General features: G+C 39.9%; 11 protein-coding genes. All 11 read right to left on the bottom strand.

The window, feature by feature from the left end; translation table 11 throughout:
• Positions 1-40: 40 nt before the first annotated feature.
• The 11 genes from BLV55_RS12900 to BLV55_RS12850 all read right to left on the bottom strand — a co-directional run bounded on the left by BLV55_RS12900 (position 41) and on the right by BLV55_RS12850 (position 13,893).
• Positions 41-382, bottom strand: a complete 342-nt coding sequence (locus tag BLV55_RS12900) for a hydrogenase maturation nickel metallochaperone HypA/HybF (RefSeq protein WP_093315120.1) — start codon at positions 380-382, stop codon at positions 41-43.
• Positions 318-1,298 carry a DUF5692 family protein gene (locus BLV55_RS12895; protein ID WP_093315118.1) on the bottom strand — a complete coding sequence of 327 codons (981 nt, stop codon included), beginning with the start codon at positions 1,296-1,298 and terminating at the stop codon, positions 318-320. Before BLV55_RS12895 ends, BLV55_RS12900 begins: the two co-directional genes overlap by 65 nt.
• Positions 1,299-1,370: 72 nt before the next feature.
• The gene (locus tag BLV55_RS12890; RefSeq protein WP_093315116.1) at positions 1,371-4,061 is read right to left on the bottom strand and encodes an FAD-dependent oxidoreductase; all 2,691 of its coding nucleotides are present in this window, start codon (positions 4,059-4,061) and stop codon (positions 1,371-1,373) included.
• A 66-nt stretch (positions 4,062-4,127) separates the two neighbouring features.
• Positions 4,128-4,817: a hydrogenase nickel incorporation protein HypB gene (gene hypB, locus BLV55_RS12885; RefSeq protein ID WP_093315114.1), complete on the bottom strand. Its 690-nt coding sequence runs from the start codon at positions 4,815-4,817 to the stop codon at positions 4,128-4,130.
• A 331-nt stretch (positions 4,818-5,148) separates the two neighbouring features.
• A complete protein-coding gene (locus BLV55_RS12880) occupies positions 5,149-6,402 on the bottom strand; it encodes an FAD-dependent oxidoreductase (protein ID WP_093315112.1) in 1,254 nt (417 codons plus the stop codon).
• Positions 6,395-7,456: a helix-turn-helix domain-containing protein gene (locus BLV55_RS12875; RefSeq protein WP_093315110.1), complete on the bottom strand. Its 1,062-nt coding sequence runs from the start codon at positions 7,454-7,456 to the stop codon at positions 6,395-6,397. The genes BLV55_RS12880 and BLV55_RS12875 overlap by 8 nt, the downstream gene beginning before the upstream one ends.
• Before the next feature lie 309 nt (positions 7,457-7,765).
• Positions 7,766-8,623: an NAD(P)H-dependent oxidoreductase gene (locus tag BLV55_RS12870; RefSeq protein WP_093315108.1), complete on the bottom strand. Its 858-nt coding sequence runs from the start codon at positions 8,621-8,623 to the stop codon at positions 7,766-7,768.
• Between the two features lie 64 nt (positions 8,624-8,687).
• Positions 8,688-9,593, bottom strand: coding sequence for a LysR family transcriptional regulator (locus tag BLV55_RS12865; protein ID WP_093315106.1), 906 nt, complete (start codon positions 9,591-9,593; stop codon positions 8,688-8,690).
• Positions 9,594-9,830: 237 nt separating this feature from the next.
• Positions 9,831-11,108 (bottom strand): amidohydrolase family protein, encoded by a 1,278-nt coding sequence (locus tag BLV55_RS12860; protein WP_093315105.1) that lies wholly within the window; start codon positions 11,106-11,108, stop codon positions 9,831-9,833.
• A gap of 82 nt (positions 11,109-11,190) precedes the next feature.
• Positions 11,191-12,774 carry an AbgT family transporter gene (locus tag BLV55_RS12855; protein ID WP_207646081.1) on the bottom strand — a complete coding sequence of 528 codons (1,584 nt, stop codon included), beginning with the start codon at positions 12,772-12,774 and terminating at the stop codon, positions 11,191-11,193.
• 264 nt (positions 12,775-13,038) lie between these two features.
• Complete coding sequence (locus tag BLV55_RS12850) at positions 13,039-13,893, bottom strand: MurR/RpiR family transcriptional regulator (RefSeq protein WP_093315103.1); 855 nt, start codon at positions 13,891-13,893, stop codon at positions 13,039-13,041.
• Positions 13,894-13,954: the final 61 nt, after the last annotated feature.

Below are 13,954 nucleotides of genomic sequence, written 5' to 3'. Positions count from 1 at the left end.
CTTCTTATTCTTCTTGTTTTCCCTATTCTTCTTGTTTTTCTTATCGTGCAAGGATTTCTTTAATGAAAAATTCTTTTCCTCGTAGCAATTCCCAATTGGTGCTCTGACAGCCTGGGCATTTTTCCGGATGCTGGATAAGGTGAAACAAATGACCACATCCCCGACATCGGCCATTGGCCGGAATCACTTCTATCTCCAGTTTTGTATTTTCCAGCAGGGTTCCCTCCACCGCTGCTGGATAACAGGCTTCCACATATCGGGGAATCATCGATGAAAGTTCTCCAATTTGTAATACCAACGTGTCGATTTCTGTAATCTTATGTTCTTGCGCTACTCGTTGAACACTCTTGACCACTTCTATTACTACGCCCAGTTCGTGCATTTTCTGTCACCTCGTCTTCTCCCTGATACTGACTGGTTCCCACCCATATTTCTTCTCTGAGAGGGTTTTTCTTTGTTTTAAGGATTCTTGCTGCTTGCCATACAAAAAGGGTTCCGTTAAGTCCCAAAGAAGCAATGGCCAGGCTCCAATTTGCGATAGCATGATAGCTTAGGCTGGCCTGAAGCATGCTGCCATCGGCGAATAGGTAAGGAAAGGTCATAATAAGAATCATCCATACACTCAAGGTATGGGCTCGGTTTTGCATCCAGGTTCCTTTAGCCCAGAAAAAAGCAGGGATGATGGGTGCCAGGTTCAGTGCAAAACCGGAATATAAAGCGTTATTGGGAGAACAGGAATACACATAAGAGATATTCCATAGGGCGTAGGCCATAATGTACATGGAGCCCAGATCCGGCCAGACCATATCAACTCTGTTTTTTCTTTCTTTCCTTTTAATCCCTACCCAGCCACAAAGCAATAGGATGTTTATAATTCCTGCCACCGCATTGACATAGTTCCATCCGCCGGAAATATAGTAGGCTCCATCCACCATCCCATGAAAGCCTGCTAGGACTACCTGAAACTCTCTCACTACGGCTTCCAGTATATTTAAAGCTAAGATTCCTGGAATCAGCAACAGGTAGCCGGGATGTTTCACCGGATAATCGGTAAATCGAACGACCATGTAAATCAGCGAACCAGCCAGTGCCGAATAGACTTTCACCCAGAAAAACCATGACACCACTTCGCTATCATTCGATATCCAGTAAAAGGTCATGATAAAGGGAAGCACCAAAAAAATGCCGATGCTTATTTTTTTGCTCATTCGTAAAAGCTCATTGATGCCAATTGCTGCCAAGATAACCACTATAAAAGTTACTATATTAATGATGGTGAGATCTTCGAAAAAGAACATCATTACCCTCCTTTTGCTGACCATTGTTTCCTCTCGTCTATCAACAGAATATTTATACGAATTACCAAGCGTCTATGCATTGCCGATCATTTTTTTGAACCTTCTTTTCATTTCTTTCTTTTTAATTCTTAGTTTTCGCTGCAAAGCATATTTCACAACGATAGGTTTCAGTTTTTCAAATTCCACAGAGGTTTTATCATATTTACGTTGCAGTGAAATGGCATCAAACTTACATTTTGTCACACAGGAACCACATCCCACACACATAAACTCATCTACCTCTGTTGCACCGCAATCCAGACAGCGTTCTGTTTCTTTTTTCAATTGCTCCTCTGTAAAAATGCCACGAAGATCCTTAAAGGTCTTTTTCGTTTCCTTGCCTTTCAGCACATTCATACGTTGCCGTGGAAGCTGGTCATAGCCTGCCAGATCAAGATTTTCTTTATCTAAAGGACGGTAATCCCGATTTCTTCTCCCAAGGGTCAAGCTTTGTCCTCTATGCACAAAGCGATGAATAGAAATGGCTCCTTCTTTTCCCTGAGCAATGGCATCAATGGCAAATTTGGGTCCTGTCAGGGCATCTCCCCCTACAAAAATATCAGGTTCATCGGTTTGAAAGGTAATTCCATCCGCTTTAGCGGTTTCATTTCCATTACGTTTTACGTTGCTGCCATCCAGTAAAGAGCCCCAATCAATTTTTTGTCCCACGGAAAGAAATACATGGTTTGCTTTGATGATTTTCTTTTGAGTTTCATCAAAGACAGGCCGAAATCTTCCTTTTTCGTCTGTTACCTGTAAGCATCTTGCAAATTCTACACCGGTTACGTTCCCTTCATGACGGAGAATTCTTTTAGGTCCCCATCCATTTTGGATAAGCACTTCTTCTTCTTTCGCCTCATAAATTTCTTCCTCCAACGCCGGCATTTCCTCTTCCGCCTCCAGACAGACCATGGTTACTTCATGTTCTGCAAGGCGTACAGCTGTTCTTGACACATCTATGGCCACATTGCCACCACCGATTACCACCACTGGTCCCTGAATGTCAACAGCCTCTTCCAGATTGACTTTTTTCAGAAACTCAACGCCAGTCATTACCCCTTCACCTTTTTCTCCTTCCAATCCCAGGAGTTGTCCTTTCTGTGCACCTATGGCCAGGTAAAAAGCCTGATACCCTTCTTCCCGTAGGTCTTTAAGCGTCCTGTCCTTTCCTACCTCAACACCTGTCTGGAACTCAACTCCCAAAGCTTTCAGGACTTCAATCTCAGAAAGAATAACTTCTTTTTCCAGTCGATAATTAGGTATTCCCAGGGTCAGCATTCCTCCCAGTTCTTTTTCTCTTTCAAAGATCGTAACCGGATATCCCTGGATTGCCAGATAATAGGCGCAGGATAAGCCTCCGGGGCCTGATCCGATAACAGCAATTTTCTCGCTGTGCCTTCCTTTTTTCCTGGGAATAAATCGATTTTCTTCTTGTAATTCTTTATCTGCAATAAATTTCTTAATATCATCAATGGCAATCGGGTCATCCAAATCACTACGTGTACAGGCTGATTCACAGTTTTTGGGACAGATTCTTCCACAAACTGCCGGCAGAGGATTTTCTTCTTTGATTAGTTCCAGAGCTTCCATATACTTTCCTTCGGCGGCCAGTTTAATATAGCCTTGAATCCCTATATGAGCCGGACATTCGGCTTTACAGGGGCTGGTTCCTGAATCGACTACCACTTGCATGTTTTGTCGGTAATCCATATTCCATCTCTCCGGTCCCCACTCGGTATCGTAGGGTACCTCTCCTTCTTCCCGATGAATCGGTGTTTTCGTGCAAATTTTTTGCCCCAAACGCAGGGCATTGGTGGGACAGTTCTCCACACATTCTCCACAGGCCACGCATTTGTCTTCATCTACTTTCGAAACATAATTGGATCGTACCATATCCGGATTCCGATACATGGCTGCAATCCTCATGGCAAAACAGGAACATCCGCAACAGTTGCATATGGCATGGGTTTTTCCTGGTCCGTCCAAATTGGGGATGGAGTGCATTAAACCGTTTTCTTCGGCTCGATGAATAATCTCAAAGGCTTCTTCTCTTGTAATTTCCCGACCTCTTCCGGTTCGAATATAATATTCGGCGGCATGGTCCAGTTGAATGCACATATCCTCTTTTAGATGCCCACATCCTTCACCCATCACTTCTCTGGAGGTTCTGCAGGAACAATCAGAAACAGAAAACCGATGGCTGTCTTTCAGGTATTGCGAAACTTCTTCATAGGAAGCTTTTCTTGTCTCGCCCTGAATGGTCTCTTCAATGGGAATTACCCGCATCGGACCGGTTCCTATGGGAAAGATGCCTGCGGCTTTAGGTCCCCGGACTTTTCCGTATTCGTCAAAGGCCATGGCAATTTCCGGATATTTCTCCACATTTTCTTTATGGTTTGCCATCATTTCCATATGCCCCGGCACCCAAATATCATGCCAGTAGTGATCCACGCCATCCATCTCACTGACAAAAGCGGCTCCACAAAGAGCCAGTTCCCATAGCTGTTTTTCTACTTCTTCCTTGGAGCGACCCATTTTCTTAGCAATATCCATGGCATTTTGCGGTTCCCGAAATGCTAGCATCATTCCTACTTCTGCCATTTCCTCCGTCACCACCGGTGCCAAAATTTTGTATTCTGGCCGGTCCGAGGTAATGCCCTCCGCTTTTCCTTTTTTGGTGCGACTTATTTTATTGGCATAATCCAAGACCCGTTCTTTCACCATCAAAACCCCTCCTTTTGTTTCTGTCCAAAGGTTTTACCCACTTCTTATCAGCTCATTGCCAACTCCTTACTCACTCTGGGAATGAATGTGTTTCTTCCATTGTTCCATGGCCGATAACAACCATCCTATCCATGCATCCATTCCTTCACCTGTTTTCGATGAAATAGGGATGATGGTAGCATCCGGGTTCAGTGTCGCTACCCTTTCTTTTAGTTTCTCCATATTGAAATCAAAGAAGGCCATGGCATCAATTTTATTAACAAGAATACAGTCTACCTTTTCAAACATTACAGGGTATTTCAGCGGTTTATCATCCCCTTCAGGAACGCTGAGAATCATTACGTTTTTAGCCGCACCCACATCATAGCCGGCTGTACAAATTAGGTTGCCTATGTTTTCTAAGATAACAAAATCAAGGTCCTCTGTTCCCAGTTGACGCAGCCCTTCTTTTGTCATTTCTGCATCAATATGACACATGCCTCCTGTATGAAGCTGGATCACTTTTGTATTGGTTGTTGCAACAGACATGGCATCAACATCGGAATCAATATCCGCTTCCATGACTCCCATCCGGGTTTTTGCTTTCAGCTCTTCGATGGTTCCCAGAACAGTAGTGGTCTTCCCTGATCCCGGAGAGGACATCAGGTTTAATAAAAAGATTTCCTGCTTTTCCAAATCTTTTCTTAGAAGACTAGCTCGCTCATCATTATCCTTGTATACGCTCTTTTTAATTTCAATGACCTTAAATGCTTCCATTTTTTCCCTCCTCTTTTTTGCTTCTTGTTTCTTGTTCCTTGTCTTTGGTGTCTTTGGATTTTTTTCTCTGTTTTCATGGTTTTCATATATTGCTGTTCTGTACCTACAACCTATTTATTAATTTTTTAACAATCTTTCAGTTTCACTATAGCTCAGAGGGTTTTTTCTGTCAAAAAAAAGGAAACCCTTCTTACATCTGGGTTTCCCTCTGTTTATCTTACGACTTGTGTTGACATTTCCACCATGTCCTTTCGCTCTTATCCATGATGGAATTCAACGCTTTGCTTCCTTTTTATCTTCCTATATGTCAACTCATCCTGTAAGTAAACTTTTAGAAGTATCTCTCTACCAGTGCGTTTCCATAACCAATTACCTTGTCCATAGAAACACCGCTAAAGAGTTCTCCTGCCAAGTAAAGGCCGTTTTCCCCCTGTCTTTTCTCCACACTGTGATAAAATCCTTGTTTTAATATCCCTTCTTCCAGATAGGGGCCTTGTTTCCAATGAGCCGTCCGATGCAGCCGAAGGTTCCGCCCTCCCCATGCCCTAAAATGATGGAGTAAACCGTAAAGATGTTCCTGCTTCTTTTGTTTTCGTCCCTGATAGGAAAAGACCGTAAGAATCTCTGAAGGGTCCCACCGATTGATCCATATCAGTGGTACGCCTCCAACAGCTTGTGTCACAAAAGAGATTTCAATGCCACATCCCTGAGGCAAATTTTCACCAAGAATTCCATGAACGCTATAGTCATGATAGCGAAGCTTTTCCATGGCTTCTTTCTGGATGTCTTCTTCAAAGATATCCTTTAATATATGAGGTGGAGCCGTCCAGATCACCTTGTCATAAAATGCTGTTTCGTAAGGTGTTTCTATTTTCAGTACCTGCTTTTGGGAGTCATTCTTTTCTTTTATCAGCCTGACCACCGGCTGCCCTAGCCGGATATCCTCCACTTTTTCTCCCAACCGGTAAGCAATTTCTGAAATTCCTTTTTTCCATGTGAAAAGTTCCGGAACCTCAAGAAAAGATCGGACAGAATCGTAATCTAAGGCTTTCAAAACATAGAGTGCCGGTACTTTTTCGATTTCTCCCAGGCCGTATCCGGTAAAATGATTGCGGTAAATGGAAGGCAACAGGTGAAATCCTTCTTGACGACACCATGCGTCAAAGGGTTTCATCAAGGCTTTTTCGCTATTACCAAAACCAGCTTCCTTCAGAGACGGATATTTTTCTAAGACCAAAGGCAGTCTATCCATTTCTGCAATAAAGCTTGTCAGTTTTTCTCTGGGTATTTGCAGGGTTTTTTCCTTTTTTTCATTATAGTAGACTCTTGCAAGGTTAGGACCATCCGGTCGTACATTCAGTTCATCCATCAATCGACAAAGGTTTTTTTGTGTTGCAAGGCCAAACGTAGCCCCTAGTTCGTAGGACCGACCTTTATAGTGATAGCTGTAGAGTTTTCCACCGAGGCGCCCTTCCTTTTCAAAGAGGGTAATGTTTTGATATCCTTTTTTCTTTAACTCATAAGCAATGGTAAGTCCGGCAAGACCGCCGCCCACAATGGCAATTTTGTCCTTTGTTTCACCCATTGCTTTTTTCCTCCCTTCGCCGATCCAATAATGCCAAAATCCACAGCGGCAAGGATTCCAAGTCACTTTCTTTGATCTTTGACGATTCGATCATCATTTCGATTGGTGCCTTCCCTTGATGAAGCCCTGCTTTGATGGGGATAAAAAAGTTATGCCGGCGGATTTGCTGTTCCAAGGCTTTTTCCATTTCTCTAAAATGAAAAAGTCCTCCGTTTTTTTCCAGTTCTTTATAAAATCCGGCTCGAAGATCTCGTTGAAATGCCTTGAGTTTTTCTACCATCGGATGGTTTTCTTTAATGAACTGATGGTCAATGTTCAGATCTTCTAAAGCTCTTTGGAGCATATCGCCTTTGATAAAATAGGGTAAAAACTCTTTTTGATAGCAACTGCAAAGCAGGGTTATGGAAGCATCAAAGGTTTTTAATAGGTACCGAATTTTCCGGTCAAGAAGAAAGCCAATATCAATCTGGTTTTTTCCTTGAAAGATACGAGACACGGCTAATCCGGAATAAAGATCGTACAAGGTATACTGATAAACCCTTCCCGCACCCTGAAATCGGCCTAAATAATCAATCCTTTGAATCATTAGATCGCCTATGCCCTTTACTGGCACTTCCTTTCTGTAAAACCCTTCTTCCTTTTTATTTTCTTTGACAGGGTCCATGGCTTTTTCTTGAGCAAAGTTTCTTCGTTGCACCTTTCGGGTCAAATTCTTTCGGAGCAACACCTTGTAAATGCCCGATTCACTGATTTCCATCCCGCGGGACTTCATTTCATAAAAAATCCGTTTAGGGCCATCTTCTGGATACAGAAGAACATAATCAAGAATTTCTTCCTCCCACTGCTTCCCAATCTTATTTTTCATAACAGGCGGCTTCCGTTCTTTCCCCTCCAGTCCTTTCATTCCTTCTTTTTTGTAAGCTTTCATCCAACGATAATAAATGGTTCTGGAAATTCCAAAAACGCGGCAGGTTTTTGCGACATTTTTCTCTTTTATTCCATGCATCAAGATACGGTGTTTGCTATGGGCGTTAAACGATTTATCTTGTGTCATTTCAACCCTCTTCTCTATTCCTGGCCCTTGTTTTTTATTGTTTAGAGGTCTTTGTTTTCTTTATCAATCGGATAAAATTTCTTTGGTTTGAGTATAGCATAAATAGCGAATGCCTTCTACTATATGGCTGTCCAGCGATCCTTGCTTTTAAGCGTGCTTATGTCAACCTTCATAGCCTCAGAATTTCCTCTTTCCCCTATGTCTATATCTATTGAATGTTCACCGTCGATATTGTCCAATTGTTTACGCTAAAAAAAGAACCACTCCTTGGGATCTCTTTCCCTTTAAGTGGTTCTTTTGTTGATTTGATTAAAAAAACGTTGTATCCAAATGATTGATTAGCGTATTTCTAAGCTCCATCATTTCTGTTTCGTAGTTTTCGTCGTCATTGGCCGGCGTTCTGTCATTCATAAATCTGCCTAGGTTTTCCATCCCCCACCAACCGGCAGTATCTTCATCGAAAACACGGAAAGCTTCCATATACTCATCCCACAAGTCATCATTGATGCCCACACCATCTCCTACAAAGCCTCTGCCGCCTCCAAGAAAACCACAGTTGCTTATGGTATACATGCCTTTTCCTACTAGCAATCCTTCTGGTCCTTCGTTGGTATATGCAAACTGGCTGGCAAAAACTCTCTCCATATAACCTTTTACCATCACATTTGGTGTGTCATGCCAATTAGGATAAGAGAAAATAATATAATCTGCCTGGGTTACCAAATCCTGTTCCACTTTTACATCTTCAGGCACTGTTCCTTTTCCATCTTTCTGGTAATAGAATTCCTCTGCCGACAAGACTGGGTTCCAATCCATGTCATATAAATCCCTCAACTCTACTTCTATTCCTTTTTCTTCGAAATGCTTCATAGCTGTATAGGTCATATCATACTGTACACTATACTTTCGTGGATCTCCTACAACAAATAATGCTTTTTTCTGATCAGAATCTGTAAACCCGTTTGGTTCATAATTGTTCCGATAACGGTCCGCTACAACCGATGCTGTGGTTACTCCGTCAACTTGCTCAGAACTAGCTGTAACCGTATCCACTGCCTCTTCACTTTTTTCTTCTGCAGCAATATTAGTTGCCTCAGAATTGCTACAGGCCACATTTGCGACAAAAGTCAACGCTAAGATGATCATTAACAAAATGTTTTTCTTCACTATATACTTCCTCCTCTTTATTCTAATGCTTAGACATCTGATATGCTTTTTAATTAAGCACCTATTACCCATACGCATCGATTAACTTTTCTACAAAAAAGGATAGCTCTTCCTTTAAAAATTCATTTTTTCTCTTTACTAATCCACAGGTGATCGGCAGATTTTTGTTTTCATAAGGGATTCTATTCAGATCACTCGGCAAGGCCTTATTACATTTCCAGTCTATCTCTATGGCAAAAGAAGGTAAGTTATGTAAGGCATCATTATACGTTTTATTTCCATTTGCCAATATTGTTTTTTGATTTTCTGGTATTCCTAAAAATTGAAGCTCGTAATCAAGGCTGAACATGCCTTCAAAAAGATACGCTTTTTTTACATGAAACAACCCTTCTAAATCTTTTCTCGTAATATTACTTTTTTTACTTAATGGATATTTTTGACTCACATGAATTTTTAGTTGCCCTTGAAAAAGGTTTTTTAACTCCAGCTCTTGTGCGGTCAATAGCTGTCCCAATTTGTTCTGCTGAAAATCGCTATAGATGATTAAAGCAACATCGCAATCTCTCATATTCACTTTCTGGATTGCTGCTTCAACACCACATTCACATAAATTAAATTCATAATTATTTTCGTTATACCTTTTGCATATTTCGAAAAATTGGGAGTTTATGACTTCTGATCCAAAAGAAGCTATCTTAATTTTATTTTCGTTGGAGCGGGTCATGAGCTTTTTTTCTACCATCGCATATTGCTCTACCAGTGCTTTTGCATAACTGTAAACTTCCACCCCATAGGAAGTAAGCGTTACCCCTCTATTGCTTCTATAAAAGATATTTTTCCCCAAAATCTTTTCTAAATTAGCAATTTGATTACTTAAATTCGGCTGAGAAATAAATAGATTGCTAGCCGCTTTTGAAATACTTCCTGTTTCTACAATTTCAACGACAAATCTTAATTGACTATAATCCATGGTCTATAGTCTCCCTTTTACCTTATTAAATTTTCACTTCGAAGTTTCTAGCTTTGTTATAACATGCTTTTTATTGTATATTATTTAACAGAAAATACAACTACTGTGCTATACCGATTTTTAATAACCAGTACCCTTCTTTTCATATACGTATCTATGTAAATGATGAGAGGAGAATCTAAAGATTTAACAAGGCAGGACAAGGTAACCCTCCTCCCCTTGTCCTGCCTCGTTTAACTAACCTTTATAAAGAATTCTTCTTCCAGGTTTCTTCTCTGTTGCCTGACCATTGAAAACAACCGTTTCACCATTCACAAGCACTGTATCAACTTTTTCTCCTACTAAATCCAGAATGACCACATCGGCAAAATCACCTTCCCCTAAGGTACCTCTATTGATTTTTAATATTCTAGCAGGATTAACCGTTAGTTTTTGGATTAATTTTCCTAAAACTTTAATTTTTGCGTGTTCTAATGCCACTGAGTTAACAAGTCTGAAAAAATTTTTTAACATGATTCTAGCTCTAATTCCATCTCCTAGCTCATCTGTTTCGATAGCCTCTACTCTTTCAGACAAAGCGCATATAATATTGTTTTCTAGTAGGTTAGTCTTATTATAGTAAAAGGGTGGCTTCGCCGTGTTTATATCCTTAGGAACGGACACCTTAAAATCTTGCGGGTCTATTTTTACTACTTCTCCTCTTTTAAAATAGTCCATCACCAACTTACTATTTCTACTAGTGCTACCCGCCACTTCTGACAAGTGGGTGTCCGTTGTAATATGCGGATTATCTTCTAGCAATGTTAGTGCCTTGTGAATACTATCCTGAGAACATGTACTTCCAACATGACAAAGATGCATAGTTCTTCCTTTCGTAATCTCTACAGATTTTTGAATCCCTGCCAGTCCTAATCCTGTATGAACCAATACTGGCATATCATATTTAGTTGTTTCCTCTAATAACCGATCTAAAAACTCCTCACTGCTGTCGCTGGTAATATGGGCAATCCCCCCAAGTGGTAACACCACTTCTCCCACAGAAGTAATCCCTAAATCGATAAATTCTTCGATTCTGCTGCTTAATTTCTCATAGGGCACCGCCAGCTTAACATAGGTTTCATGCCCACCAGTATCAGGTGGTTCTATGGAGATGGCTGTGGCAATATTTACTCGAAGGCCCTCACAAATGGATAGCATTTTTTTCAATCCACCATAATGATCGATAATAGGTATTCCATCATAGGTGTTGCAGGGCATTATTAAAGGTGTTGTAATGCCACAAAATGGTAAAATATCTGAAATATACTCAATGGTATTTCCTGGGTTTACTTGAAGATCTACAAAGCCAGGAACAACAAATTTCCCATCTGCTTCAATCACTTCAATCTCCTTATTGACGGTTATTTCTTTTTCAATTTTTGATATCCTATCGCCTTCAACGAGAAGATCATAGTTTCCTTCTTTCTTATTTCCTGGATCAATCAAATATCCACCTCTGATCAACACTTTTTTCATAGCATCCCATTCCTCTCGATTGTTATATTTTAAATCTAGGATTATATCAATGAGCTTTATTACAACTACACTTCTATTCAAATTACATAAGGTAGGTTGGTGCTCCCGGTCCCATTGGTAATCCTAAGGCTAGCCAAATACCGAAAAATATCATCCAACATACCAACAATACTATGGAATATGGCAAGGTCAACGATATCACCGTACCAATCCCCATTTCCTGCCCTTTATTTCTATATTTTTCCATCATTCCCAATACGACTGGTAAGTAGGCTGATAGCGGTGAGATAATATTGGTGATGGAATCTCCAATTCGGTAAGCCATCTGTGTAGTTGCAGGAGATACATTCATCATTGCAAACATGGGAACAAAAATAGGAGCTAAGAGCATCCATTTCGAAGCACCACTCGTAATAAAAAGATTTAATACCGCACATAAAAATGCAAAGGACAAAATAAGGGGAATCCCTGATATATTCATGCTTTGCAAAGCCTCTGCACCTTTAACCGCTAATACTGTAGAAATATTACTTCTTGCAAACCATGTTACAAACATAGATGCAGGTAAACAGACTACCAAAAATCCAGCAACTCCTGTTAATCCACTTTGCATAAATTTAGCAATATCTTTATCAGACTTAATTGTTCCTGCTACTTTTCCATAAATCACACCCACTACCATAAAGAAAGCAAACACTAAGAATAGGATACTATCTACTAAAGGAGATCTGGGCAGTAAATCTCCAGCATCACTTCTAAAGAATCCGTTTTGTGGTACTGTGAGCATTAGAAGAACAGCAAAGAAAATAGCCGTTGCAATGCCGGCAGCTTTCAAACCTTTTATTTCATTATCCTTTACTGCGAATTCGTTCTTATCTACAATTTTCAAATTCGGATCCGCTGGATCAAAGGTGCCTAAAATCGGTGTAATGACCTTTTCTGTTATAATAGTGACGACTAGTGCCAGCATCAATGTAGAAGCAGCCATGACAAACCAGTTCATCAATGGATGAATTGGTGCATCAATACCAAAAGAAGTAGCCGTTGACTGAGTAATACCTGCAAGCATAGCATCTGTACCAGCCACTAGTGCATTTGCTGAAAAACCTCCATAGGCGGCTACATAACCTGCTAAGATACCAGCTATAGGATGTCTTCCTAAGGCATAAAAAACCGACCCACCTATGGCAGGTGCAAAAACAATGCCAGCATCTGAAGCCACATTTGCGCAAATACCTACAATTGCAATAATAAAGGTAACCATAAAATCAGGGGCACCCAATACCAATTTTTTCATCAAGGCCTCAATTAAACCAGATTGCTCTGCCACTGCAACCCCCAGCATCATTACAATGACTAATCCGATTGGAAAAAAGCGGATATAGGTAGTAACAAATTCACTTGTTATTTTTTGGAGCTCTGGTCTAGAGAGCAGATTTACGACTGCCACTGTTGTTTCTTCTGCTAATTCAGTTGCATCTCTGGACGCCATGGTGTAGCTTACGGTCATATCTGCTTTGGAGAGAAAAAAAGACATGATCAGTACGCCTATGGCTAAGTAGGTAAACAGTGTTAAAGGGTGTGGTAATTTATTACCAGCTTTCTCAATGCTTTTAATGAATTTTTCTGTAAGCTTTCTTTTAGTCTCACTCGATTTTTCCATCATACATACCCCCCTATTGTGTTGTAGTTTTTACTACATTATATTTTATTAGTGTAGTATTTGCAACTATAATTTTCTCATTATTTGCAATAAATCTGCTTTAAGTCTCTTTAGGAGAAGTTGGTTTACGATTAGGCACATTAACTTCTAGCTCTTAAAAAATTTCCACACAAAAAAGGGCACCCCCTCATAGGTCTGCCCTTTATTGATTGTACGTTTACATTATCTAACAGATATTTCGAAAAAAAGTCTTTCGAAGGTTCTAGTCTAGATAAACAAATCAAAGTCTTCCATGCTATTGATATTTTCTTTTAAACTACTGTAAATTTTATCTTTATTTCTTTCTAGAATGCTTATCAATAGTAGATTACACAATTCCATTGGAACAATATAAGAATTAAAAAAGCTGGTGTTATTGGTTTTTGTCGTTAAAACAATATCGCCTTTATTCGCTACTTCAGACAACTCACTGTCGGTAATCACAACAACCGTAGCTCCCTTTTTCTTGGCATAAAGAACAGCATTCATAGAATCTTTTGAATACCTTGGGAAAGTAGCAACTATTAATAGATCTTTTTCGCTAATGCTCGTTAAATGATCAAACAGCATTAATCCACCGTGGTGGATCACATTTACTCTAAAGCCCATCCGTCTCATATGATACGCTAAAAAATCTATCACAATAACACTCGTTCCCAACCCTAAGAAATAAATTGTTTCTGCTTTATAGATCTGATCAACTGCTTGGTCCATTCTCTCACTTTTAATATTTAATAAATATTCTTCCAAATTCTTTAAATCCGCTTTACATATATTCGTAATGGCATCGTCCTTGTGTTTAAAATTCTTCATGCTTTTCAATAGCTTTGTATCTGGTGAAAGTTGTCTTTTGATATTTTCTCTAATAGAGTCCTTAAACTCAGTATAACCATTAAACCCTAAGACTTTAGAAAATCTAATAACCGTTGCGTCGCTGAAGCCTAATGTATCACCAAGCTCTTGTGCCGATAAAAAAGCTGCTTCTCGATAATTGTCTAAAATATACTTGCCTAGTATTTTTTGGCTTTCTGTGAACTCATCATACTGTTCTTCTATTTTTTTTAAGACATCTATTTTTTTCATTCAACAAGCCTTCTTTCTTTATTTTCCTTGATTATTCCTGTGAATGTCCTCAGAATACCAT

Origin of the sequence: Tindallia californiensis, from assembly GCF_900107405.1 — a bacterium.
Taxonomy (GTDB): Bacteria; Bacillota; Clostridia; order Peptostreptococcales; family Tindalliaceae; genus Tindallia; species Tindallia californiensis.
This window is presented reverse-complemented; position numbering and strand designations above follow the sequence as displayed.

Bases quoted from the DNA above. Each gene is read 5' to 3' on its own strand.
- BLV55_RS12900 (WP_093315120.1), bottom strand. From the start codon at position 382: ATGCACGAACTGGGCGTAGTAATAGAAGTGGTCAAGAGTGTTCAACGA.
- BLV55_RS12895 (WP_093315118.1), bottom strand. From the start codon at position 1,298: ATGTTCTTTTTCGAAGATCTCACCATCATTAATATAGTAACTTTTATA.
- BLV55_RS12890 (WP_093315116.1), bottom strand. From the start codon at position 4,061: ATGGTGAAAGAACGGGTCTTGGATTATGCCAATAAAATAAGTCGCACC.
- hypB (WP_093315114.1), bottom strand. From the start codon at position 4,817: ATGGAAGCATTTAAGGTCATTGAAATTAAAAAGAGCGTATACAAGGAT.
- BLV55_RS12880 (WP_093315112.1), bottom strand. From the start codon at position 6,402: ATGGGTGAAACAAAGGACAAAATTGCCATTGTGGGCGGCGGTCTTGCC.
- BLV55_RS12875 (WP_093315110.1), bottom strand. From the start codon at position 7,456: ATGACACAAGATAAATCGTTTAACGCCCATAGCAAACACCGTATCTTG.
- BLV55_RS12865 (WP_093315106.1), bottom strand. From the start codon at position 9,593: ATGGATTATAGTCAATTAAGATTTGTCGTTGAAATTGTAGAAACAGGA.
- BLV55_RS12860 (WP_093315105.1), bottom strand. From the start codon at position 11,108: ATGAAAAAAGTGTTGATCAGAGGTGGATATTTGATTGATCCAGGAAAT.
- BLV55_RS12855 (WP_207646081.1), bottom strand. From the start codon at position 12,774: ATGATGGAAAAATCGAGTGAGACTAAAAGAAAGCTTACAGAAAAATTC.
- BLV55_RS12850 (WP_093315103.1), bottom strand. From the start codon at position 13,893: ATGAAAAAAATAGATGTCTTAAAAAAAATAGAAGAACAGTATGATGAG.